The following is a 23,085-nucleotide window of genomic DNA, read 5'->3' as shown; positions in this document are numbered from 1 at the left end:
ACTCCATAGGCACATTTCGGCCACAGTGCAGGCAATGAGGCGTTTCGGTTCTAGCATCTTCCTTCCCCTGAGTTTCCTGTGTATTGCGCACACGTCGCATCTCTCTGCCCAAGACCTTCCGGCCGCCAGTCCTGACGCGGACGCCGCTGCCGGTCAAGAGGGTGAACAGCAGCTTGGCCGTGGTGGCGACCCCACTCAGCCAGACTTCGATGCCGGTCTCGGCGGCAACTTCGCCGGCATGCCTGAGATGCCCAGCAGTATCCGGGTTGATAACGATGGCACGCTGGAATTTGATCTGGAAAAAGGAACCTACCTCTTTCTTGGAAAAGTAATTGTCCAAGGCGACAATGGCCTGGTGCTAAAAGCCGGCAAGGTGCTCGTCGATGCCAAGGCCGAAACGGCCATCCTCACCGGCAATGTCTCCGTGCTGCAAAAAGCGGGTAAGAACCCCGACGGCACACCGGCACCCGGCATGCACCTTTTTTCAGACAGGGTCACCCTCGACGCCAAAAAGAAAGTCGTCACCCTGTTAGGTAACGTCAGCATCTATCAAGGCCCCACCCTGCACCGGGGCGACCGCGCCGTCTACAACTACGGCACCCGCCAGCTCGGGACCGAAGGCCTGGCGAGTCGGCTCGGACCAATCTTATTAGAGTCCGACAGCTTCAAGCTCGAAGACCACAATGGTCGCAAAGCCTACGTCGGCCAGAACGCCGGCATCACCACGCACGATGTGGAAAACCCGAACTTCTGGCTCCGCTCGGACACCACCACCATCTATCCGGGGAATAAGGTCATCTTCAAGAACCTGCGTCTCTACGCTGGGGACACCTCAATTTTCTGGCTCCCCTACCTTTCCCAGCCTCTCGATGCCGACCTCGGTTACCACTTCCTCCCCGGAGCGAAAACCAGCTGGGGCCTCTACCTGCTGAACACCTACGGCATCATGCTCGGCGGCGATGTCGATGAAGTCACCGGCGAGCGCGAGAATGCCTGGTTGCTCTCCCAGTGGCATTTCGATATCCGCACACGTCGCGGTATCGGCACCGGTCTGGACCTCTACGACTATCGTCTCAAAGAGAATGAAAACCTCGGCTGGCTGAAACTTTACTATCTGAACGATTGGGACCCGTCATTGGAGCGCTCTTCGGAAGACCGTGGATTCGTCAATGAAGACCGCTGGAAACTTGAGCTCAAGCATCGTCTTACCCTCCGTGAACAGGGCGACAGCCGCACCTTCCTCGATTTCGACGTCACCGCCCTCAGCGATCGCTATTTCCTCGAGGATTACGAACCGGGCACTTACAAAATCAACCCGAACCCCGACAATGACATCGGAATTTTCCACCGTAATCCTAAGGCTCTCGCCGGGCTCTATGCTCGTCTGCGTTTGAATGATTTCTACACCACCGACACCCGTCTGCCCGAGATCTTCCTCGATCAGGTCAAGGGGCCACTTTGGGACAGCCCTGTGCTGCATGAGGGGCAGACCAGCTTTGGTATCTACCGCGAATATCTAGCAGATTATTATGAAAACGAACTCCAGGCCGAGGCCGATGCCCTGCTCCCCGGAGACCCGCGCCTCGCGGAAATCAACAGCGTGTTAGACGATCGTGGATTCAGCCGCTTCCACACCTACCACGAGTTCAGCCTGCCGCTCAACCACGGCGGCGCCGTCGCCATCGTCCCTCGTGCCGGCTTTGGCCACACCCGCTATTGGGGACTAGAAAACGACACCGACTCGTTCAGCAGCACTCACTTCTCCGTGGGCTTGGATCTCTCGATGAAATTCTCCAAAGTCTATCCGGACATCCAGAATGCCGACCTCGGTATCGATGGCTTACTGCACATCTTCCAGCCCTACATCAACTTCTCACAGCTCTCCACCAATGGGATGGACAGCTCATTCTACGGCATCGATCAGCTGACGCCATCCACCCGTCCTCGTCCTCTCGAAGTCGGCCGTTTCACTGCCATCGATGACCTGAGTGACTGGTCGATCATGCGTCTCGGCATGCGTAACCGCCTGATGACCAAACGCAATGGCGACACCCACGAATGGCTGACCATGAACACCTACATCGACGTCTTCTTCAATGACCCGGAGCTGGGACGTGATTTTTCCAATCTCTACAATGAAATCACCTGGCAGCCACTACCATGGATGAGCTTGGATCTGGAAACGCAGTTCCCTATCGCCGGTGGTGGGTCCGGTTTCCGTGAGGTCTCCAGCTGGATCAACTTCATGCCGAATGAGCGAATGGAACTCAGTCTGGGATATCGTCAGCTGAACAATCACCCGATCCTTAACGACAGCGACCGGGTGGACATCAAGGGCTACCTCCGCCTGAGTGAGGCTTGGGGCTTGGGCTTTTATCAACGTTGGGAATTTGACGATGGCACTCTGGAGGTGCAGCAGATCAGCGTCCACCATGACTTCGATAGCTGGACCGGCTCGCTAGGCCTGCTTATGCGTGACAACCGGGACGCCAGTGATGAATACGGCCTGGTGCTGAATTTCACCCTGAAGGAATTCCCTCGCATGAACCTGCCGCTTTCCGTCGATAACGAATAGCCGCTTGCAGCCGCCGATACCATTCATGACACCACAAGAACTAATCCAAAGCCTGAACTGGCGCTACGCCACCAAGGAATTTGACGCTGAAAAGAAGATCCCGTCTGACATCTGGGACACCATCGAGCAGAGCCTGGTCCTCACACCTTCCTCCTTCGGCCTCCAGCCTTGGAAGTTTCTAACCGTCACCGATGCCCACGTGCGCCAGGAGTTACTCACCCACTCGTGGAATCAGCACCAAGTGACCGACTGCTCCCACATGGTCGTGCTCTGCGCGAGATCCCAAGTGGGCGACACCGAGATCGATGCCTGGCTGGATCGCTTGGTTGAAATCCGTGGTGTCGACCGTGAAAGTCTCGATGGCTATGCCGGCATGATGCGTGGCTTCCTCGGAAATATGGACGAGGCCCAAAAGTTAGCCTGGTCCAAGAACCAAGTCTACATCGCCTTGGGGCAGCTGATGGCATCCGCCGCAGCCCTCAGCGTGGACGCCTGCCCGATGGAAGGCATCATCCCCGCAGAATACGACCGTATTTTAAACCTGGAAGGCAGCGGCTACTGCACCACCGTCGCCTGTGCGCTAGGTTACCGATCCGCTAACGACAAATACGCTGAAATCCCCAAAGTTCGCTTTGAAAAAGCCAGCGTGATCGACTCGATCTAAACCGCTCTCATTACACCAAAGTGGCGGGCGGATTACATGCCTCCGCCACTTTGCTTACCATGGGCTTGCTCATACAAGGAAGCCATCAAGCTCTTTAAGACAGCTTGAGCCAGGGATTTGTCTTTATCCTGAAATCCCACAGTGATCTCGCGGCCCTCTACTTTCACGCTGAACTTTTCGGTCAGTTTCACCTTGGCGGCCACTTCATCGCTCAGCCCCCAGCGGCTCACCAGATCGTGCTCGGTGATGGCCTTGGTCATCACCGCATCGGTGAGGATCGCCTCTTTGAACTTATCAGGCTCCACCCCGTCTTGGCGTGCAGTGAGTTTCCCTTCAAAGCGGAACTCTTGGTTTTGCTTCTGACGGAACTTCTTAATTCCCCAATAGGCACCGGCGGAACCAATAAGAACAACCAGCATCAGAGCAATCGAGGCATAGAGTGTATTGCGCGACATTTCAAAATCATACACAGGATCAAAAACCTGCCAAGCCTAACAAACAGACACAGGCAAGTGCCGGAAAGGTAAGAATTGTTACCCATCATCCGGGCGGATATCTGGAATCCCCATTGACTTCGAAGGGGGCAGAAGGTGAGGTGTGGATATCTTAGAAACCAATTTTTCTCATCATTTTGAAAATCACATTTGCCGCTAGTCAAAAGGCCACCTCCGGTGTGGTCGTCGTCCCCGTGTTCAACAAAAACAGCCTGCATGGCGCAGGAAAGCAGTATTGGACCGACTCCAAAGGCCAGCTTGCCGCCGCCGCCAAGGCCGCCAGCTTCACCGGCGAGGCCGATAGCAGCCTCCCGGTATTCCTCCCCAAAGGATCCGACGTCGCTGGACTCTTTCTCGAGGGCGTGGGCGAGCAGGACGACTTCAATGCCGAGCTGTTTGCCGCCAAGGTGCTGAAACAACATCGCACTGGCGCGCACAAAACTATCACCCTGCACCTCGACGGTCTCGATCTAACACCGGAAGAGCAAGCCTCCGCCGGCATGGGGGCACGACTCGCCGGGTATCATTTTTTCAACTACCGCACCAAGCTCCCCGAGCACAGCGAGACCACCGTGACGACTCTGCGCATCATCGTGGACGATCCCACCAAAGCGCGCGCCGCCTTCAAGCAATTCTACGGACCCGTGAGTGAGGGCCAGCTGCTGGCACGCGATCTGGTCAACGAACCATCCAACACTCTGTTCCCCAAGGCCTATGCCGCACGATTGAAAAAAATGACCGAGCTCGGCCTGAAAGTGGAAGTGCTCGGCGAGAAACAGATGACCGCTCTGGGCATGCACGCTCTGGTAGGCGTAGGTCTGGGGTCCCAGCACGAATCGCAACTGGTCGTAATGAAGTGGCTCGGTGGCAAGAAGGATGAAGAACCTGTCTGCCTGGTGGGCAAGGGCATCACCTTCGATACTGGTGGCATTTCGCTCAAACCGGCTCCAGGGATGTGGAACATGAAGGCGGACATGGGAGGCTCTGCCGCTGTGGTCGGTGCCATGCACGCCGTCGCCTTGCGCAAGGCCAAGGCCAATGTCATCGGCATTGTCGCCCTGTCCGAAAACATGCCGGACGGCAAAGCTCAGAACCCGGGTGACATCATCACCTCGATGTCCGGACAAACCATCGAGCTGCAAAGCACCGATGCCGAAGGTCGACTCGTCCTCGCCGATGCGCTCTGGTATGCCAAGGAGAAGTTTAAACCGCGCGCCATGGTCGACCTCGCCACGCTCACAGGAGCCATCATCGTCTCCCTCGGTCACGAACACGCCGGCCTGTTCACGAATTCGGACAAGCTCGCATCCGCCTTTGAGGACGCATCCAAAGCCTCCACGGAAAAAACTTGGAGACTGCCAATGTCACCGGCTTACGATCGATTGTTAGACTCCCCTTCCGCCGACATGAAGAACTCCGTGGCCGGCGGTGCGGGATCGATTACCGCAGCACAGTTCCTGCAACGTTTCGTTGGTGACATCCCCTGGGTGCACCTCGATATCGCAGGCACCGCGACCCATAAGGAGCCCTCCAAGGACCCGCGCTTTCCGAACTTTGCCAGCGGATTTGGTGTCCGTTTGCTGAACCAATGGATTGCCGATCAATACGAATCCTAATTCGCCATGATTTACGACAATCTCTCAGAGCTGATCGGTAACACCCCTTTGCTGCGGCTCAATGCCTACGCGCCGGGGGCCAACATCCTCGCCAAATGCGAGTTCATGAACCCAATTAGCATCAAGGACCGCCCGGTGCGGGAAATCATCCTCCAGGCAGAGGCGCGCGGGGATTTGCACAAGGGCGACACCATCATCGAGGCAACCTCCGGAAACACCGGCATGGCCCTGGCATCCATCGGTAATCGTCTCGGTTACCGGGTGATCATCGTGATGTCAGCGATCCAGAGCGTCGAACGCCAGATGGTGATGCGAGCGCTCGGGGCGGAGCTCATCCTCACCCCGGCGGAACTCGGCACCAAAGGAGCCAAGGCCAAGCTCGATGAACTCTGCGCCGAAAACCCGGACTATTTCTACCTCGGCCAGCACCGCAACAAGGACAACCCCAAAGCGCACTACCAAGGGACCGGCCCGGAGATCTGGCAGGCCACCGAGGGCAAGGTGGATCTATTTGTCGCCGCCCTCGGCACCGGAGGAACCATCACCGGCACGGGCAGCTATCTCAAGGAGCAGAATCCTGAGATCCAGTGCATTGCCATCGAGCCTGATATCGCCCCATACATCTCCCAGGGGAAATTCCAACCCCACCGGATCATGGGCACAGCACCCGGCTTTGTGCCCGAGGCACTGGACGCGACCGTGATTGACGCCTTTGAGCTGATCTCCGAAGAGGAAGCCTTTGCCGCCTGCCGTGAGATCGCCGCCACCGAGGGCATCCTCGTGGGCATCACCTCGGGAGCGAATGCCGCCGTCGCCAAAAGGCTGGCGGAAATGCCGGAGCATGCCGGCAAAACCATCGTCTGCATCTTCTGCGACACCGGCCAGCGCTACCTCTCGGTAGACGGTTTGTTCGATGTCTAACTACCGCTCGATTCCATATACTTGCCTAGCAGCGGCTTGAGGTTTTCAGCCGTTTGCTCAGGCCAGTATTCCTGGGGCGTCATCAGCGCGGGCGCCAGGGCATCGTGCTCAGGCCAGTTTGGAGTTTCCGGCACTTCGGCGATGGCGCGGGCTATGATTTTTTTCGCCTTGGCAGAGTTCGCCATCAGGTGACCAATCACCGTTTGCACGCTGACGTCTTCTTCCTCCTGATGCCAGCAATCGTAATCCGTGATCATGCCCAGGGTGGCCAGCGCGATCTCTGCCTCTCTGGCCAGCTTTGCTTCCGGCAGATTCGTCATGCCGATGATGTCAAAGCCGAGCTGACGGTTCGCCTCACTTTCCGCACGGGTCGAAAAGGCGGGACCGTCCATGTTGACGTAGGTCCCCCCGTTGTGCACCACGCAGGCTTCCGCCTCGGCGGCTTCGGCGAGGATGTTGCGCATCCCGGCGCTAACAGGATCGCCAAAGCCAATGTGGGCGCAGATCCCATTGCCGAAAAACGTGTGCTGATCACGACGGCTGGTGCGATCGAAATACTGATCGGGCAGCACGATGTGGCGCGGTTCGTAGGCCTCCTTCAGGCTTCCCACGGCGGTGACACAGATCAGCCAGCGCACCCCGAGACTGCGCAGTGCCCAGATGTTCGCGCGGTGGTTGATTTCGTGAGGCAGCAGTCGGTGCCCTTTGCCGTGCCGTGGCAGAAACCACACCTGGCGACCCGCCATCGTTCCGCCGACGATCACATCGGAGGGTTCCCCGAAGGGTGTCTCGATGCTGCGTTCCTCGGTTTTTTCAAACCCTTCAATTTCGTAAAGGCCACTGCCTCCGATGATTCCTATACTATGCATAAATAATGAGGTGATGGTTGCCCGGGGCTACCATTAGAACTTGCTGCGCACACCAAAGTCCTCTTTCCCCGCCATGTCCACGGCGAGGCTCTTTTGGAAAATGGTGACCGGCGTGCCGATCTGCGCCTTCTGATAGATCAGTGGCTGGGCTTTTTTGTAGACTCGGATACAGCCGAAGCTGGCACGTGTGCGCAGCGGGAAACCACCCACATGCATGCCCACGCCATCCCAGGTGAGCCGGAGCCAGTAGGGCATGTCGGTGCCCTCGTAGACGGTGCCTGCAGGCGGCGGTCCTTCGTGCAGCCAGTTCTTTTCCACCACCACCTTGCGGCTCTTGGCATCGACATACTTGCCGTAGAGGTTCGAGCGTTTGTGCTCCAGCTTCTCCAGCACAGCGAATGTCCCCGTAGGGGTTTCATGGTCTGGCACACCGGTGGAGACATCCGTTTTCAGGATCACTCTGCCTTCGCCGTCCAGCAGCCAGGCTTTCTGATCCCAGAGTGAGATTTTCACCGAAGTTTGCTCGGCATCCGCCTTGCGGTAGAGCGGCTTGTTGACTTCGTAGCCGGGGCCACCGCCAGGCATCCACTGGCATGATACCAGGGTCGTGATTAACAACATCATCACACCTCGGCAGGAATTTTTCACAAGCTTGCTCACACCGGCAAAATAAGTTTCATCTGCCGGGATTCCAATGGTAAAAGTCAGAAGATCATCCCCAATGACTCTCCGCAGCTCCATCCTCATCATGCTGGGAAGCCTCAGCGCTTTCGGCGGCTGGATGTGGTATGAATTCCAGCTGCAGCCACCGAACATTTCCATGGACCCCATCAGCACACTCAGCGAGGAGGAATACCGTCGAGGAGACCTACGCGCCAAAGATGCCATCACCCGGCGCTCGCCTCGACTCAGTAAGGCCCTGGCAGAACGAGATCTGAAACTCGGCGATCCGGTCTTCATCCGCATCTTCAAGGAAAGCCGTGAGCTGGAAATCTGGGTGCGCCACAGCGCCAGCGGCCGCTACCGGCATTTCCGCACCTGGACCATCGCCGCAATGTCAGGAAAGCTAGGGCCGAAACTCGCCGAGGGCGACCAGCAGGCGCCCGAAGGTTTTTATGCCGTTGGGCCGTCCCAAATGAAGCCGGACAGCACCTTCCACCTGGCCTTCAACATCGGCTACCCGAATGCCTACGATCGAGCCCACAGCCGCACCGGCTCATTCATCATGGTGCACGGCAACCGGGTCTCGATCGGCTGCTTCGCCATGACCGATTTGATGATCGAAGAAATCTACACCCTCTGCGCCCTGGCCCTGGAAAATGGGCAAGCGTTCTTCCGGGTGCATTCCTTCCCCTTCCGGATGAGCGACGCCCGCCTGGCCGAGGCGACAAACTCCAGTTGGCATCCCTTCTGGCTAAACCTCAAGGAAGGTTACGATTGGTTTGAGACCCACAAGACACCACCCAATGTTGAGGTGCGCGATCAGCGCTACCTGTTCAGCGAGTGAGGCCGGTCGGTTTAACCGACAAAACCACTGCGCTAGCGGCCGAGTTCGCGTTTGCGCGTCGGGCGGCGGGCCAGCAGGTAGATCAGGGCGCCGATCCATCCGGCCAGTGCGATCACGAGCACCCAGACGATTTTGTCGTTACCCTCCGAGGGTTCGTTTTTAATACAGTCCACCAAGGTCCAAATCCAGAATACCACAAAGGCAATACCAATGGCAAAAAACAGCAGCGCCGGCAGAATCATCATGCTGCCGTTGGGTTCGGCTTGGGCGAGAGTTGAAAAAAGCATCGTCATGATTGAAAAAAGGCGGTGTGACTCTTGATCACACCGCCCTAAAAATGATTTGGGTTATTCGCCCGCCTTATCTCCCTCGTTGGCGTCGGCTTGAACATCATCGCCGAGCTCGTCGTCATCGTCAAACTCGATATCTTCGTCACCCTCGTCATCAGGGTCCACCAAGTTACCGTGGCTGAGATAGAAGTGACGCTTGCGTTGCTCTTTGGGCAGCGGGGAAAGCATCATCGTCACGGCGCGTCCGGCCAAGCGTGGCGCCTGATCGACGTTGGCGATCTGCTTCAGATCTTCGCCCACCTTGGTGAGCACTTCGAATCCGATCTCGCGGTGAGCATTTTCCCGACCGCGGAACTGCAGACGCACACGCACCTTGTTCCCTTGATCCAGGAACTGCTCGGCGCGCGCCAGCTTGATATTGTAATCGTGTGTGTCCGTTCCCACCCGGAGTTTGATCTCCTTGATTCGATTGGCCACCTTGGGAGCTTTCTTCTTGAGCTTGGCTTGCTCGTATTTGTATTTCCCATAGTCACAAACGCGGCAGACGGGAGGATTGGCATTGGCCGCCACCTCCACAAGATCCAAGCCCACGGACTTGGCCTTTTCAACAGCCACGCGCGAACTCATCACGCCGAGCTGTTGATCTTCATAAACGACTCGCACCTTGGGTGCACGGATACGCTCATTGACACGAGTCATGTCACGGCGGCTGCGGTTTGGCTTTTTCTTCGGTTTTGCTATGGTATTCTCCTTGGTTGTTTAGGGAAAGGGGGTGTCTAACTGACTGCGGGAGTCGATCGGACACACGTCATCACGACGTGTAAAAAAGACGAGTATGCCATCTTATTCTCCATACGCTTCATGCGTGGTGCAGGGGCTGCAGCTAGGAATCAACAGGGCACACTCGGAGGTGCGGCATCCTTGTGCCGACTCACAGTGCACGGTCGGCAATTTCCTGTTGGATGGTTTGAACAAATTCATCGAGAGTCATCGCACCCAGATCATCCCGATCCCGGTGTCTCACAGAGACGGTTCCGCTTTCAGCTTCCCGTGCTCCGATGACTAGCATATACGGCACACGATCCATTCTGGCAAGTCGAATCTTGGCACCCACCTTGTCCGCATTGCGGTCGGCAGAGACACGGACACCAATTTCGGCGAGCGCTTTCACCGCTTCATCGGCCGCGTCGTTGAATTTCTCGGAAATCGGCAGCACGCGCACTTGCTCAGGCGATAGCCAAGTCGGGAACTTGCCCTCGAAGTGCTCGATCAAGAGACCCGTAAAGCGTTCCAGCGAGCCGAATGGCGCGCGGTGAATCATCACCGGACGGTGCGGTTTGTTGTCAGAGCCGATGTATGTAAGGTCAAAGCGCTCAGGCAGGTTGTAGTCCACCTGCACCGTGCCCAGCTGCCAGTCGCGACCAATCACGTCCTTCACCACAAAGTCAATTTTTGGCCCGTAGAAAGCAGCTTCACCCTCTTCCTCAGTATAATCAACACCGAGAATTTGCACCGCCTGACGCAGGGCGTCCTCGGCTTTGTCCCAGTTTTCTGGTTCGCCGACGTATTTGTCAGAGTCAGGATCACGCAATGAAAGACGCACGCGGTAATCGTTCATGCCGAGCGTTTTCAGCACTTTTTTCACCAGTTCAAGGCAGCTCTGAACCTCTTCTGCCACCTGATCGGGGGTGCAGAACAAGTGGGCATCATCTTGGGTGAAGCCACGAACACGTGTCATGCCGCCCAGCTCGCCGGACTGCTCCCAGCGGTAAACGGTGCCGAACTCGGCCAAGCGCACTGGCAGATCACGATAGCTGTGATGATCGCTGGCATAAATCTTAATGTGATGGGGGCAGTTCATCGGCCTGAGCATGTAGCCCTCGATCGTGCCAGTTTCCAGTCCGTTGGTCAGCGTCGAGCAGCTGGCATTTTCATCCGCCAACTTTTCCAGAGTATCACGCTCGGCAATCGCCGGAAATTGGCTTTCTTGATAGTAAGGGAAGTGGCCGGAGGTGCGGTAGAGGTCCAACTTGCCGATGTGTGGGGTGAACACCTGGGAGTATCCCTGCTTGTCCAGCTCATCGGTGATGAAGTCCTGCAGCGCACGGCGCATCAGTGCGCCCTTGGGTTTCCAGAGGATCAGCCCCTGCCCCACCGCTTCATCGATGTGGAAAATGCCAAGCTCTTTACCTAAGCGACGGTGGTCACGCTTCTTCGCTTCCTCGAGCTTTTCGAGGTGCTCGTCGAGCATGGTTTTGTTTTTGAAACAGGTGCCGTAAATACGCTGAAGCTGCGGGCGGGTGTTGTCGCCTTTGTAGAAGGCCGATGCCACGCTCATGATCTTGTGCGCTTTGCAGTTACCAGTGCGGCCGACGTGAGGACCGGCACAGAGGTCCCAGAACTCGCCATTTTTGAAAATAGAAATTTCCTCACCTTCAGGGATGTCGTTGAGCAGATCCACCTTGAACTGACTCACGGCATCGCGCTCGGACAGAGCACCGAGACGACCGCTCTTTGCCAGCTCCATGGCCTCATCGCGGGTCACCACCTCTTTTTCAAAGCGCTGGTTCTCCTTCACGATCTTCTTCATCTCGGCTTCGATTTTGGGGAAATCGTCCGGAGTGATCGAGTGATCCAGGTCGATGTCATAGTAGAAACCACTTTCCACCGGTGGTCCGCCGGCCAATTGAGCGTCCGGCCAGATCCGCAGCACGGCGGTCGCCAAAACGTGGGCACAGGAGTGGCGGAGCCGATCCAGATCGGACATCTGGTGGCGTTGATCGAGTGTTTTCCGTTCTTTCGCTGGCTCGTTGGCCGCATCGTTCGCTTCAGGCATGACGGGAGGAAAAAGCCATTACCCGCGCGGATTTGCAAGCTTTTACAGCGTCAGGTGCCAGGTAAGTCAGCTTAGCAAGTGATCCTACTTTGCGCTGTTTACAGCACGGTCAGGTAAGTGTTAGTCTGCGAGCATGATGAAGATGTGTCAACTTGCTGCGATCGGTTTACTCCTATCGTGCTTCCCCTCCCTCATGGCGGAGGAAAAGAAGGATGCCAAAGCGGAAACTGCGTGGCAGGAATACGACCTCGACAACACCAACGGATTCTATTTTGGAATCATCGAGTTAGCTCCAGATTTTGTCAGCCAACTTTTACCATCCCCCAAAGAAGCCACCGCCGATGACCCTTTCGGAGGTGAAAACGACAAGGACACAATACGAGTAAGACCTGGCCAAGGAGTTCTTGGCCCCATAGTAGACATGGCTCGCCTACCTCAATGCGTTCCCCAGCATCCAGGTTATCGTGACATCTCGAAGCTAGTTCATGAGCTGGGGATTCGCGTGTCAGAACATCAATGGGTGCTTCACTCCGGAGGCATGTCTGGAGACAATCGTCTCTACTACTGTCTCGATCCGGGCAATGCCGACATTCTGGAATCCATTTGTTTCGCTGTCCACCACTGCTGCGGGCCGTTCAACTTCATCCATCGCAGCGTATTGGTCTCCGTTCCAGATCAAGGCTTGGACAATCAAGCCTGGACGATGGAGCGCCTACTCCAGCTAGATTATACTGTGCACGCTCGTCATGGAAACGTCTGCCGCAGTGGAGAAAGAGCCCTGATTGAGTTCCGCAAGAAAGCACCTGAACCCACCAGCTATCTCGTTCTTGAGCCCACCCTGGGTGAAAGCGCTATCATCGCAGATGTTAGAATCGAGTATGCTCAGGCTTGGACTGGTGAGCATAAATCTTCAGTGATGCAGAATACAGCTTTTACCACTTCTGTCGGAAAACCGCTTATACTTGATTGTGGGATCCAAGGGCAAGATCGGCGAAATTTCCTGTTAATTACCGAAACCAGTGAACTCAAAGGCCTCTTAAATCACTCAGAACACCGCATCAATCGCATCCATATTTCTAAAATCGAAGGAGCATATGCCATGCGAGGCAACATGACACCCAAGGGCCACAAAGCCACGCCGAAACCATTCGAAACGAAAGCTTTCCGATGTGATTCTGATTTTCTAGTGAAGCTGAGAACCGCACTGAATCATAACGACCTTGGCCAGGATAGTCCATTCGGCGCAGGCCCCAATACGAAAGGGCCGCAAAAAATACCAGCGCCCATCCGCATCAAAAACTACAAGCCGACCCAACATCTAGGTCCAGACGACACCGTGTTTGATATCACCCCGCAATGCCACCTCTTAGGATTAACCAAACGTCAGGGCGAAAGCATTTACTTCAACAGTTCAAACTCCCGTCTAATCATCACCGGAAGCCTTACTACTCAAGCAGACATGGTTTCTATCATCAAAGGTTTCAGCTCCACAGCGCGCATGGTGAGAATCACAGCACGTATCGTAGAAGTGAATGCCGGGGGACTCAAACCCACTCAGTGGAGTCTGGAAAAAATTGCCCTTAGTCACCCGCAAACGCAGGCGATGTATGCAAGCACAGCAAGGAGTGGCGAACGTGCTACAAGCGGGCAGGAAATGGCTGCCAACGTCTACAAGAATAAGGAAGGAAAAGAAGTCACCTCACGTGATTATGAATTTGAAGTGGAGCCTACTATCAGTGAGTCCAGCCAGAAGGTAGATCTAGGTTTTGCCATTCACAGCCAAGCTTTGGGCGATGAAAAAACCTCCATCATCCTTGAAACAGCCATCACCATCCCCGATGGCAAACCCACCATCGTTGAACTCGGCCATCCGAACAGTGCCAGCCGCACTCACCTGCTGATCCTGCATGCCGATGTGATCACGCCCGACGGCAGCTATTACCGTGATCGATTTAAAGCGCTGAAATGAAGGTAGGCCGGTGCTGCCTTTTTCTCACCGAGTTCTGAAGCGCCAAAGCCAAGTGACACCTAGCGGGCATATTGGGCGGTCATGCCACCAAGTGGCAGAGGGAGTGGGATTCGAACCCACGGTGACATTCCTGCCACACTCGATTTCGAATCGAGCGCCTTCGACCACTCAGCCATCCCTCCTGGAACTTGTGCGGAGAGCTTGGCTCTCCATGATGTTGAACTCTCGGGTCTCGCAGTCGATACTAGTGAGAGTCAGCCTTCGGAGAACATCGCAGCAGGGGTGAATCCTTGGCTGGCGACACTTTAGTTCCTCGGGCGCGCAAAAACTAACGATCTGGCGTTGGCAATCAAGCAGGATTTTCATCCTCGGCTCGAAAAAATCCTCACCCCCACCCTACAGGCTCTGTGCCAACACAAAAAAATGGAGCCTTGGATCACTCCAAGACTCCATTGATAAAAATTTCGCTCAGTCTATCGACGGCGGCGGATCAGCAAAGCCAAACCACCCAGGCCAAAAAGCGCTGTGGAGGATGGTTCTGGGACGACACTAATCATATTAAATTCACCACTTTCGAAATCACCCAAGAGCAATGAGCCTGTTGTATTGTCAAGAGCCACGGATCCGGGCCCTCCAAGAGGATCATCTTCAACAAAAGTATTACCGTCTGGATTTGAGGTAGCTTTCCAAACTAGGAACTCATCAGATGCCTCTAGAGTGCTAGCATTACCCAGAACAATATAAACATCCTTTGAGGCATATTCAGAGGTAATATTTTCGGTTAAATCAAACCTAAAGTATCCGTCTAGATTACCGATAGAATCCTCGAATGCCCCACTGCCCAAGGCAGTGTAATCGGACAAAATATCAGCAGTAGATACCTCAGTTCCAAATGTTGGTTCTGAATCATAAAAGCCCACAGAAACTGTACCTGTGTTATCAGTGACAGGAGTTGAACCGTCACTATAATTAACAAATGCTTTAGTCTCTAAAGTGACTGTAGCTGATTGGGCTATTGCTGAGATTCCGATACTCAGCGCGGTTATGCTTATTAATTTTTTCATATTAGATATAGTCTAAGGCTAGTTTTTAAAGATTGTCATATAAGTCGTTAGGCTCGTATGGAGCGTTTACAGCTGCTCCACGTCGTTGGATAATGAAGCCAGATGTCATTTCAACATCTGATGCATCCCCACCCACGGAATCTTTCCAGCCCTCAGTAACAGGAACGGGAAATGCGGCGGGGTCTTCATCTCGGTAGGTAAACTTATTCCATGCACCAACATCACTTGGCATCCAAACAACATCGCCATTGGTCAAATCTCCATGAGTAAGTACGGCCTGAAGATTGCTATCAGACAACGTCGTCGATGCAGGAAAAATCCCGCTGTAGTAATTATATGCACCTCCACCTCTCAGGTCCAACAACGTTTTCGTCGTTTTGACTGCACCTGTGAAAACCAAATCCAAATCACTATTTTCGCGTCTTTGGATAAAAATACCATCCATGTAATTGATCCGAGTATTTGCAGCATCGCCGCCCACTGAGTTTTTCCAACCGGCTGTCACAGGCACAGGAAATGCACCAGGGTCGCCCTCGCTGTAGTAATATTTATCAAAACCTCCAGTTCCATTAGAAATCCAGATGACATCGGCAGTTTGTAGATCACCAGCCTTGAAGCCCTTGCTATTATCAGAACCAAACAAGTCAGAAATAGAAGGAGCCCACCTTACTTGAAAGCTATCTCCTTCAAGAGATGCATCAAGCCCCGGAATATTCGTGAAGGAACTTCCACTCCAACTAGTAGCTTCAATAATCAACCCGTCGTTATCACCATCCGTGATTTCGATGATGACCTTGCTGTCTGAGTCTGAATCACCCAATGATGCTGACAAATCCGAAATATTAGTGGCTATATCATCACCAGACAGAGAGCCTAACACACCAGCAACAGCGATAGGTTCGTGCAATGTCAGTCCCAGCATGTTCAACCCGGGTGAAACAGTGTGAGTAACAAAGCCCGCAGGCTTGGTGTAAGCCGTGTCCTGAGCAACGGCACTGGCAGCGCCCATCAACAGGGCGGCCATTGTGGTGATCGTGGTAATTTTCATCTTAGTGTGTTTGAGATTAGGTTCTTGGGGCAAGCTTGTTTGAAGCAAGAAATGCCACCTGCGTCAGCCTCGGATTATATTCATCATGCCGTATGGACACATTTCAGCTATCTCCGATTGAATGCAATTTGCTGTTTGCCGCCTCGGATGTCAATGTTCAAAGAGCGTTTTAACTCATTTAAGCGCACATTTCAGAGAACCTAAGCATACATCAGCCAATTGACCCACTGAGAGTTACCACAGGAGAAGTGCGACCGGAGAACGTTGCTTGAACAATTCTAGACAGCTCAAAAAACCACTTTTTCAGGCCGTTCCGGGCAGTTTTAGTCCCACTGACTCATGGCCTTGAGACCGTCGAGACGTTGTTGAATTTCCTGCTCGGTGACGGTTTCGAGTCGGCGAGTGGAGAAATCCTCGCAGGTGAAGCTGGCGAGGATAGAACCGCGCAGAATGGCATCGCGGATCTGGGCGAAGCTAAAATCAACGCCGCCGAGGTCTGCCAAATAGCCGGCCATGGCTCCGAGGAAGGTGTCGCCCGCGCCTGTGGGGTCAACAATTTCGCGCAGCGGCCAGGCGTGGAACTTGAAGATGGCGTTGTCCGGCCCAAACAAGATGGCTCCAAACTCGCCGAGCTTGATGACGACGTAGCGGGGTCCTTTTTCCAACAGAATCTCACCGGCGAGGATCAGATTGCTGGTGCCGGCGAAGTCGCGGGCTTCGGACTCGTTGATGACCAGAAGATCGATGCGCTGTAGCACTTCGTGGAGGCGTTCGTTGGCGATCTCAATCCAGAGATCCATGGTATCGGCGACCACAAACTTCTCGGCGGCGGTGCACTGATCGAGCATTTCGATCTGGTTGTCCGGCGACATGTTGGCGGGCACCACGATGCGGCTGTCGGCGATCTCGTCAGGCACCTGGACCTTCCAGCTTTCCAGCACGTTGAGACCGACGCGGTGCGTGGTGCGATCGTTCATATTCTCGTGGTATTCCCCGGTCCAGGTAAAGGACTCGCTATCGGAGCGTTCAACACCACTGAGATCCACGCCGTGACTTTCGAGCATTTCCAAATGTTCCTCCGGGTAATCGTGACCGACCACGCCGACCAGATGAGCTGGCTTGGTGTAATAGCTGGCAGCGAGAGATGCGTAGGCCGCAGATCCTCCGAGGAGGTTCTTAGCTTCGGCATTCGGAGTGGAGACGTTGTCGATGGCGATGGTTCCGCCGATGATGATGTTGGACATGGTGGTATGGTAAATTGTGATGGGAAAATGAAATGGCCTGAACCTCTGGCCCGGCAGTCGTCTAGGAGCTCTCGCCGAGTGATGACACCACCTCGCGGGTGGAGGACTGAACATCCTCGGCCAGCAAGAGCGCGGAAACAATGACCACGCGGCGCGCACCGGAGGCAAGCACCAATTCCAAATTGTCCGGCTTCACCCCACCGATGCAGAAAACTGGAATCTCGCAGCCCACCGTTTCCTGAACCACGCGGATATTCTCCAGACCGATGCCGGGGCGACCTTGTTTCGTGGGGGTTGGGAACAGCGGACCAAAACCGATGTAATCGAACCCTTCCGCCAAGGCGCCTTGGGCCTGTTCCACCGAATGGGTCGAGCGGCCAACCAGCATCTCTGAGCCAACTACCTGACGCACCGCAGCGAGCGATCCATCGTCCTGACCAATGTGCACACCATCGGCCCCCAAGGCCACGGCCACATCGGGAAAATCGTTGATGATGAACGGAACCTGATGCTTACGACAAAGGGCCGGCAAGTCGGCGAGGTGCTTACGAGCCAGTGCGAGCACACCCTCGGCATCGTAGCCCTTGGCACGCAGCTGCAGCACACCGGCTCCACCTTCGAGCAGCTGGGAAGCAACATGCATCATGTTTTCCACCTCCACATAGCCGGTATCGAGGATGCCGTAGAGTTTCGCCTGAGCCAGCGGACCTTCTGTAATCGTGTCACTTTCCATTCCGCCACCGCCATAGGGCAAGATCTGCCAACATCAAACATCAAACTGACCTGAGGCGACATCAAAGTGGACGCTAAATTCAATTGCCATCCCCGGTATCCTCGGCTATCACCCGCCGAGAAGTACTACATTATGGCTGAAATATCTAATCCCATCGCTGAAATTGACCACGGACCGAGCAAACTCGATCAATTTCTGGACCGCCACACTCCGAAACTTGTGATCGGAGCCATTCTGATTGCCCTCGCAGTGATCGGATACGTGATTTACTCCGGTTTGGCCGAGGCCGAAGCAGAAGAAGCAGGATCGGCACTCTACGCAGCCAACACGGCGACAGAATACCAAGAAGTCATCAGCAAGTGGCCTGACAGCGAAGCCGCCGCCAGCGCTCAACTCCTGCTCGCAGGTGTCCAGTGGGAAGACTCCAAAGACGAAGCCGTCAGCACTTTGCAAAGCTTCATTTCCGAGCACCCCGAACACTCGGCCGCCGCCACGGCAAAGGTCAGCCTCGGACTGCGCCAACTCGCGCAAGGGAAGAACGACGAAGCCGTCAGCACCCTGACCGAAGTGGCCAACGATGAATCCGCCGCTTACATCGCCCCTCTTGCTCAGATCACCTTGGGCGATATTGCCAAGGCCGCCGGCGACACAGAAGGAGCCAAGACCTGGTATGAAAAAGCAGCCGAGGACAATACCGGCCAAGGCAACACCTATGCCGATACCGCCAGCGCCCGACTGCAACTGGTCAACGCAGTGCCCCCCACCAAAGTCAAACCAACCGCTCCAGCTCCCGCCGTTCCACCAGCAGCCCCTGCGGCCGCCGGCAGCACACCATCCCCCGCTCCCACACTCCCTCCTCTGGTCGCTCCCGATCAAGATCAGCCAGCCACCCAGCCTGCTGACGCACCCGATGCAGAAGGCCAATCAGAAGAGCCCCAAAAGCCAGCTGAGAACCTCAATGAAGGACCTCGATAGTTTGGCTAAACTTTGCAAAGTTTTTAAAATTTGCACTTGCAAATAACCCAGCCTTTGCGACTTATCTACCTAGCAACCACAACTATTTATCGTGTTCCAAAAAGTAATCGGACAAAAGCCAGATTCCGCCGCTCCGTCCACCGGCTCCGCTAGTAATGACACCCCAAGAAGCTCTGCTCCAGCACCCGCAGCGCCGAGTAGTCCAAGCCCTAGTGTCAGCAGCAGTCCGGCGCCTCGTTCCGCAAGCCCTGCACCCAGCGGACGCAACGTCCTCAGCTCGGACGTGGAAATCAAAGGCACCATCAAATTTTCCAACGATCTCGTCGTCGACGGTAAGATCGAAGGCAACATCAACTCGGATGGATCATTAACCATCGGTGAAAACGCCCGCATCAAAGCTGAAGTCAAAACCCGCTCGGTCATTGTCTACGGCAAAGTGCACGGCAACATCGAAGTGACCGACAAGGTCGAGCTGAAAGCCAACGCTGAACTCGTCGGCGATATTAAAGCAGCCTCTCTCTCCATCGAGCCTGGAGCCATCTTCGTGGGTAAATCCACAGTCGGCACACCAAGCGTCTCGCCTCAAGCTAGCAGCAACAAAAATGCCGCCAGCTCCAACAAAGGAAGCAGCCAACCAAGCGCCAAGCAGGCAGCGGCTCGGTCCTAACCTACTTTCGAGCTATCTTCTCGAACACTTTCAAAGCCCACCGCAGGTTCGCCGGCGAGTGGGCTTTTTACCACCCTGACCGATTCTTCACCTCCGATTTTACCCAATTTTAACCACCGCCCGTAGACCGCCGCACCCACGCCATGGCATTTTTTTCTAAGAAAAAGAAAAACGACACCCCCAAAGAGCCGGCAGCCCGCAAGAACACCGTGGACTTAAGCTGTCCGGACTGTGGATTTAAGCAAACAGAGTCTAACATGGCGGTCTCCACCTACTGTCGAGGGTGTGGGGTGCATTACAAAATCGTCGATGGCAAAGCGGAGCCTAACAAGATCGCTCCCAGTAATCCATTCGCCACCCTGAAAAGCGATGGCCAAGCGCCCCGGTTGCGTCCACGACAAGACGACGACCAGGCGGACAAAGCATCCAAAGACCAACCTGCCGCAGAGAAAAAAGAGGATGAAAAGCCCAAGGCTGAAACGCCAAAGAGCAAACCGACATCCCCTTTCCCCTTCGCCAAACCAAAGGCCGATGTCGCTAGCTTTGTGCAAAAAGCAGCTGCCAGCACCGGCCTGTTTCACGGTAAGGATCAGCCACGTAAAGTGCGGTGCTTTGAGTGCGAAAGAGAGCACGAAGCACCAGCGGAGGCCAGCTCGACCCTGTGCCCTGGCTGTGGTGCCTACATCGCCCTCAAGGACTACGATATCCACAGCAACTGGAATCGCCGTATCCAAACCCGCGGCAATGTGGTGATCCATAAAAAAGCCTCGGTCACCGGCATCACCATCCACTGCCACCATCTCACCACCCACGGCGACTTCACCGGAGGCGTCGATTGCTCCGGAGATTTCACCATCCGCAGCCACGGTAAAATCATGGGCCGCGTTCGCTGCAAGCGCCTGATCATCGAAAAGAGAGCACAGGTGGAATTTGCCAATGCCGTGCACTGCGAAGACGCCATCATCGATGGCAATGTGACCGGTCACTTCGAGTGCTCAGGAAAACTCATTCTCCGGAAAAAAGCCACCCTCACTGGCGACATCAAAGTCGCCACCATGGCCGTCGAAGAAGGAGCCCGCCACAACGGCCGGATGTCGATTGGGCAGTAGGCGCCTATCGGGAGCCGCCAACCGAAAAGGCGGCATGAACGCCAAGATCGTCCCCCCTAGAGATACTATCGACAGTGGGATAGACCGATGGCCGATGAAGCTTCTATCGTCCCTCCGGGACTTGATGCTTATCCCTCTCTTCTTCCCGGGGTTTCACCCCGCGCTAGCTTCTCACGACCCTCCGGGTCTCCACCGGCACCCGGCACCCGGCACCCGGCACCCGGCACCCGGCACCAGTCAACCAGTCAACCAGTCAACCAGTCAACCAATCCCCCTCCATCAAGGGAGCAGCTGGCTCATTATCCACTTGTTTCTTGTCTCCGCCCTTTTACCTTAAACGCATGTCCACCACCTCACTCGATCTTCGTGAAGACATCTTGCGTCTGAAAAAAGAACGCAACGCCGTCATTCTCGCTCACAACTACCAAACCGGCGACATTCAGGATATTGCCGACTACGTAGGCGACTCTCTGGGCTTGGCCTACCGCGCCCAGGAAACCGACGCCGATGTCATCGCGTTCTGCGGCGTGCACTTCATGGCGGAGACCGCCAAGATCGTGAACCCTAACAAAACCGTCGTGCTCCCCGACAAAGACGCCGGCTGTTCGCTGGAAGAATCCTGCCCCGCTGACGAGCTGGAAAAATACCTCAACGACAACAAGGAGAAGAACTACTACGTCATCGCCTACATCAACTGCTCGGCTGGCGTGAAGGCCCTGTGCGATGTCATCTGCACCTCCGGCAACGCCGTTAAAATCGTCAACAAAGCCCCAGCCGATCGACCCATCCTGTTCGTTCCCGACGCTAACTTGGGTGCCTGGGTGATGGAGCAAACCGGACGCAAGATGGACCTCTGGCAGGGTGCCTGCTACGTGCACGTCGAGTTCACCCGGGAATCGATCAATAAAATCAAATCCGAGTATCCAGACGCGTTGGTAGTGGCCCACCCAGAATGCACCACGGCAGTCCGCCTGCTCGCTGACGAGGTCTGCTCGACCGAAAAAATGATCGCCTTCTGCCAAAATGCACCGGTGAAAAACATCATCGTGGTGACCGAGAGCGGCATGCTCCACCGCCTGCAAAAAGAAGCTCCCGATAAAAACTTGATCGCCGGCCCCACCGATCGCTGCGCCTGCAACGACTGCCATTTCATGAAAATGAACACCATGCAGAAGCTGCACGATTGCTTGGAGAAGTTGGAACCCCAGGTGGAACTTCCGGAAGACATCAGAAAACGTGCCGAGGCACCCTTGCTGAAGATGTTGGAGCAGAGCAAGTAAGCCTCTCATTGACCACTCACCCATTGTAGTATCGTGCCAAACGTTCACGTCAACCTTGCCGATCGTTCATACGACATCCTCGTTGAAGATGGCCTGCTAGATCGCGCTGGCGAGCTCATCGCGGGCCTCGGCCTCAAAGGCAAAGCCGCCGTCATCACCGATAGCAATGTCGGCGCGCTCTATGCCGATCGACTTGTCGACAGACTCAGCGAGGCAGGCATCGAGACCAGCGTGCACACCGTGCGGGCTGGCGAGGCCAGCAAGTCGATGCTGCAAACGGCCGACCTCTGCGGCGAGATGAATCGTGCCGATCACGACCGTAGCTCCTTTGTGGTCGCACTCGGCGGTGGCGTCGTGGGTGACCTAGCCGGCTTTGTCGCAGCCATTTTCTACCGCGGCATCCCCTTCGTCCAGATCCCCACCACCATCGTCTCCCAGGTGGACAGTTCTGCCGGAGGAAAAACCGGAGTGAATGCCTCCGAGGGCAAGAACCTCATCGGAGCCTTCCACCAGCCACGCCTGGTCATCGTCGATCCTCTCACGCTCGCCTCCCTGCCCGGTCGGGAATACCGCGAAGGATACGCCGAAGTCATCAAACACGCTGCCATTCGCGACGCCGCAATGATTGACGACCTCGCCACACTCGACCCCGCCGATCAGCATCCGTCCGCCGACCTGCTGGCCAGAAACCTTGCGATCAAAGCCCGCGTGGTTGAAGAGGACGAACAAGAAACGTCCGGCGTGCGCGCCCTGCTGAACTTCGGTCACACCATCGGCCACGGCATCGAAGCCTCCCTCCCCTACGGTGAAATGCTGCATGGCGAGGCGATCTCCCTGGGTATAAAAGCCGCTCTTTTCCTGTCGGAAAAAATCAACCAGTTCTCTCCTGCCGAGAGCGCTCGCATTCTCGGACTGCTGGAGAATTTCCAACTCCCTCTCACCCTGCCCGACTCCATCCCGACCGAAAAAATCATGGATAAGCTCAGTCGGGATAAAAAATTCACCGGTGGCGTGATCAAGTTTGTGCTACTCACCGGACCAGGGGCAGCGGAGGTCTCATCGAAGGTCACACTGGATGACATCCGGGAGGCCGTCGAATACCTACGGGCATAAGGAGCTAGACTCAGCTCCCGTTCCAAAAACAGGGAAGGAGCTAAGGGTCTTGGACTTAGTGGAAAGATCATTGTGGGTATTTTCCTAAAATAATTATTTAGACGCTCCAGA

General features: G+C 55.4%; 21 protein-coding genes and 1 tRNA gene. 11 read left to right on the top strand and 11 right to left on the bottom strand.

Annotated elements, in window-relative coordinates; all coding sequences use genetic code 11:
• Nucleotides 1-34: 34 nt before the first annotated feature.
• Nucleotides 35-2,575, top strand: coding sequence for an LPS assembly protein LptD (locus JO972_RS05075; RefSeq protein WP_309488920.1), 2,541 nt, complete (start codon nt 35-37; stop codon nt 2,573-2,575).
• A 25-nt stretch (nt 2,576-2,600) separates the two neighbouring features.
• Nucleotides 2,601-3,239, top strand: a complete 639-nt coding sequence (locus JO972_RS05070; RefSeq protein ID WP_309488919.1) for an NAD(P)H-dependent oxidoreductase — start codon at nt 2,601-2,603, stop codon at nt 3,237-3,239.
• 32 nt (nt 3,240-3,271) lie between these two features.
• On the opposite strand, the gene JO972_RS05065 is transcribed toward JO972_RS05070, so the two are convergent.
• Nucleotides 3,272-3,694, bottom strand: coding sequence for a hypothetical protein (locus JO972_RS05065; RefSeq protein ID WP_309488918.1), 423 nt, complete (start codon nt 3,692-3,694; stop codon nt 3,272-3,274).
• Between the two features lie 176 nt (nt 3,695-3,870).
• Here JO972_RS05065 and JO972_RS05060 point away from each other — a divergent pair, with 176 nt between their 5' ends.
• Both JO972_RS05060 and cysK read left to right on the top strand, forming a co-directional pair.
• A complete protein-coding gene (locus JO972_RS05060) occupies nt 3,871-5,349 on the top strand; it encodes a leucyl aminopeptidase (protein ID WP_309488917.1) in 1,479 nt (492 codons plus the stop codon).
• A 6-nt stretch (nt 5,350-5,355) separates the two neighbouring features.
• The gene (gene cysK / locus JO972_RS05055) at nt 5,356-6,270 is read left to right on the top strand and encodes a cysteine synthase A (RefSeq protein WP_309488916.1); all 915 of its coding nucleotides are present in this window, start codon (nt 5,356-5,358) and stop codon (nt 6,268-6,270) included.
• On the opposite strand, the gene mtnP is transcribed toward cysK, so the two are convergent.
• Both mtnP and JO972_RS05045 read right to left on the bottom strand, forming a co-directional pair.
• The gene (gene mtnP, locus JO972_RS05050) at nt 6,267-7,139 is read right to left on the bottom strand and encodes an S-methyl-5'-thioadenosine phosphorylase (protein ID WP_309488915.1); all 873 of its coding nucleotides are present in this window, start codon (nt 7,137-7,139) and stop codon (nt 6,267-6,269) included. The two genes, cysK and mtnP, sit on opposite strands and share 4 nt — an antisense overlap.
• Nucleotides 7,140-7,172: 33 nt before the next feature.
• The gene (locus JO972_RS05045; protein ID WP_309488914.1) at nt 7,173-7,787 is read right to left on the bottom strand and encodes a L,D-transpeptidase family protein; all 615 of its coding nucleotides are present in this window, start codon (nt 7,785-7,787) and stop codon (nt 7,173-7,175) included.
• Between the two features lie 73 nt (nt 7,788-7,860).
• On the opposite strand from JO972_RS05045, the gene JO972_RS05040 reads away from it, so the two are divergent.
• Entirely contained in the window at nt 7,861-8,646 is a 786-nt protein-coding gene (locus JO972_RS05040; protein ID WP_309488913.1) for a L,D-transpeptidase family protein, read from the top strand.
• Nucleotides 8,647-8,678: 32 nt separating this feature from the next.
• Here the strand turns inward: JO972_RS05040 and JO972_RS05035 are convergent, their stop codons facing one another.
• From JO972_RS05035 to thrS, 3 genes are all read right to left on the bottom strand, one after another.
• Nucleotides 8,679-8,939 (bottom strand): PLDc N-terminal domain-containing protein, encoded by a 261-nt coding sequence (locus tag JO972_RS05035; RefSeq protein ID WP_309488912.1) that lies wholly within the window; start codon nt 8,937-8,939, stop codon nt 8,679-8,681.
• A 54-nt stretch (nt 8,940-8,993) separates the two neighbouring features.
• Nucleotides 8,994-9,635: a translation initiation factor IF-3 gene (gene infC / locus JO972_RS05030; RefSeq protein WP_309488911.1), complete on the bottom strand. Its 642-nt coding sequence runs from the start codon at nt 9,633-9,635 to the stop codon at nt 8,994-8,996.
• A 232-nt stretch (nt 9,636-9,867) separates the two neighbouring features.
• Nucleotides 9,868-11,772, bottom strand: a complete 1,905-nt coding sequence (thrS, locus tag JO972_RS05025; protein WP_309488910.1) for a threonine--tRNA ligase — start codon at nt 11,770-11,772, stop codon at nt 9,868-9,870.
• A gap of 193 nt (nt 11,773-11,965) precedes the next feature.
• Between thrS and JO972_RS05020 the strand changes: the two genes are divergently transcribed.
• The gene (locus tag JO972_RS05020) at nt 11,966-13,741 is read left to right on the top strand and encodes a hypothetical protein (protein WP_309488909.1); all 1,776 of its coding nucleotides are present in this window, start codon (nt 11,966-11,968) and stop codon (nt 13,739-13,741) included.
• A 92-nt stretch (nt 13,742-13,833) separates the two neighbouring features.
• Here the strand turns inward: JO972_RS05020 and JO972_RS05015 are convergent.
• The 5 genes from JO972_RS05015 to thiE form a co-directional block, all read right to left on the bottom strand.
• Nucleotides 13,834-13,923: transfer RNA gene (locus JO972_RS05015), tRNA-Ser, on the bottom strand.
• 291 nt (nt 13,924-14,214) lie between these two features.
• Nucleotides 14,215-14,805: a PEP-CTERM sorting domain-containing protein gene (locus tag JO972_RS05010; RefSeq protein WP_309488908.1), complete on the bottom strand. Its 591-nt coding sequence runs from the start codon at nt 14,803-14,805 to the stop codon at nt 14,215-14,217.
• 25 nt (nt 14,806-14,830) lie between these two features.
• Nucleotides 14,831-15,853 carry a hypothetical protein gene (locus JO972_RS05005; RefSeq protein WP_309488907.1) on the bottom strand — a complete coding sequence of 341 codons (1,023 nt, stop codon included), beginning with the start codon at nt 15,851-15,853 and terminating at the stop codon, nt 14,831-14,833.
• A gap of 323 nt (nt 15,854-16,176) precedes the next feature.
• On the bottom strand, nt 16,177-17,097 hold the full coding sequence (locus JO972_RS05000) for a PfkB family carbohydrate kinase (RefSeq protein WP_309488906.1): 921 nt from the start codon (nt 17,095-17,097) through the stop codon (nt 16,177-16,179).
• A 61-nt stretch (nt 17,098-17,158) separates the two neighbouring features.
• Complete coding sequence (thiE, locus tag JO972_RS04995) at nt 17,159-17,851, bottom strand: thiamine phosphate synthase (protein ID WP_309488905.1); 693 nt, start codon at nt 17,849-17,851, stop codon at nt 17,159-17,161.
• A gap of 111 nt (nt 17,852-17,962) precedes the next feature.
• Here thiE and JO972_RS04990 point away from each other — a divergent pair, with 111 nt between their 5' ends.
• The 5 genes from JO972_RS04990 (at nt 17,963) to aroB (ending at nt 22,974) form a co-directional block, all read left to right on the top strand.
• Entirely contained in the window at nt 17,963-18,805 is an 843-nt protein-coding gene (locus JO972_RS04990) for a tetratricopeptide repeat protein (protein WP_309488904.1), read from the top strand.
• Between the two features lie 91 nt (nt 18,806-18,896).
• Entirely contained in the window at nt 18,897-19,472 is a 576-nt protein-coding gene (locus JO972_RS04985; RefSeq protein ID WP_309488903.1) for a bactofilin family protein, read from the top strand.
• A gap of 143 nt (nt 19,473-19,615) precedes the next feature.
• Nucleotides 19,616-20,581 (top strand): polymer-forming cytoskeletal protein, encoded by a 966-nt coding sequence (locus JO972_RS04980; protein ID WP_309488902.1) that lies wholly within the window; start codon nt 19,616-19,618, stop codon nt 20,579-20,581.
• 341 nt (nt 20,582-20,922) lie between these two features.
• Nucleotides 20,923-21,861 (top strand): quinolinate synthase NadA, encoded by a 939-nt coding sequence (gene nadA, locus JO972_RS04975; RefSeq protein WP_309488901.1) that lies wholly within the window; start codon nt 20,923-20,925, stop codon nt 21,859-21,861.
• Between the two features lie 33 nt (nt 21,862-21,894).
• Nucleotides 21,895-22,974, top strand: a complete 1,080-nt coding sequence (gene aroB / locus JO972_RS04970) for a 3-dehydroquinate synthase (RefSeq protein ID WP_309488900.1) — start codon at nt 21,895-21,897, stop codon at nt 22,972-22,974.
• Nucleotides 22,975-23,085 lie beyond the last annotated feature (111 nt).

The organism is Oceaniferula flava (assembly GCF_016811075.1).
GTDB classification, from domain to species: Bacteria; Verrucomicrobiota; Verrucomicrobiia; order Verrucomicrobiales; family Akkermansiaceae; genus Oceaniferula; species Oceaniferula flava.
This window is presented reverse-complemented; position numbering and strand designations above follow the sequence as displayed.

Coding starts and splice junctions, on each gene's coding strand:
- JO972_RS05075 (WP_309488920.1), top strand. CDS start 35: ATGAGGCGTTTCGGTTCTAGCATCTTCCTTCCCCTGAGTTTCCTGTGT.
- JO972_RS05070 (WP_309488919.1), top strand. CDS start 2,601: ATGACACCACAAGAACTAATCCAAAGCCTGAACTGGCGCTACGCCACC.
- JO972_RS05065 (WP_309488918.1), bottom strand. CDS start 3,694: ATGTCGCGCAATACACTCTATGCCTCGATTGCTCTGATGCTGGTTGTT.
- cysK (WP_309488916.1), top strand. CDS start 5,356: ATGATTTACGACAATCTCTCAGAGCTGATCGGTAACACCCCTTTGCTG.
- mtnP (WP_309488915.1), bottom strand. CDS start 7,139: ATGCATAGTATAGGAATCATCGGAGGCAGTGGCCTTTACGAAATTGAA.
- JO972_RS05040 (WP_309488913.1), top strand. CDS start 7,861: ATGACTCTCCGCAGCTCCATCCTCATCATGCTGGGAAGCCTCAGCGCT.
- JO972_RS05035 (WP_309488912.1), bottom strand. CDS start 8,939: ATGACGATGCTTTTTTCAACTCTCGCCCAAGCCGAACCCAACGGCAGC.
- infC (WP_309488911.1), bottom strand. CDS start 9,635: ATGACTCGTGTCAATGAGCGTATCCGTGCACCCAAGGTGCGAGTCGTT.
- thrS (WP_309488910.1), bottom strand. CDS start 11,772: ATGCCTGAAGCGAACGATGCGGCCAACGAGCCAGCGAAAGAACGGAAA.
- JO972_RS05020 (WP_309488909.1), top strand. CDS start 11,966: ATGGCGGAGGAAAAGAAGGATGCCAAAGCGGAAACTGCGTGGCAGGAA.
- JO972_RS05010 (WP_309488908.1), bottom strand. CDS start 14,805: ATGAAAAAATTAATAAGCATAACCGCGCTGAGTATCGGAATCTCAGCA.
- JO972_RS05005 (WP_309488907.1), bottom strand. CDS start 15,853: ATGAAAATTACCACGATCACCACAATGGCCGCCCTGTTGATGGGCGCT.
- JO972_RS05000 (WP_309488906.1), bottom strand. CDS start 17,097: ATGTCCAACATCATCATCGGCGGAACCATCGCCATCGACAACGTCTCC.
- JO972_RS04990 (WP_309488904.1), top strand. CDS start 17,963: ATGGCTGAAATATCTAATCCCATCGCTGAAATTGACCACGGACCGAGC.
- JO972_RS04980 (WP_309488902.1), top strand. CDS start 19,616: ATGGCATTTTTTTCTAAGAAAAAGAAAAACGACACCCCCAAAGAGCCG.
- nadA (WP_309488901.1), top strand. CDS start 20,923: ATGTCCACCACCTCACTCGATCTTCGTGAAGACATCTTGCGTCTGAAA.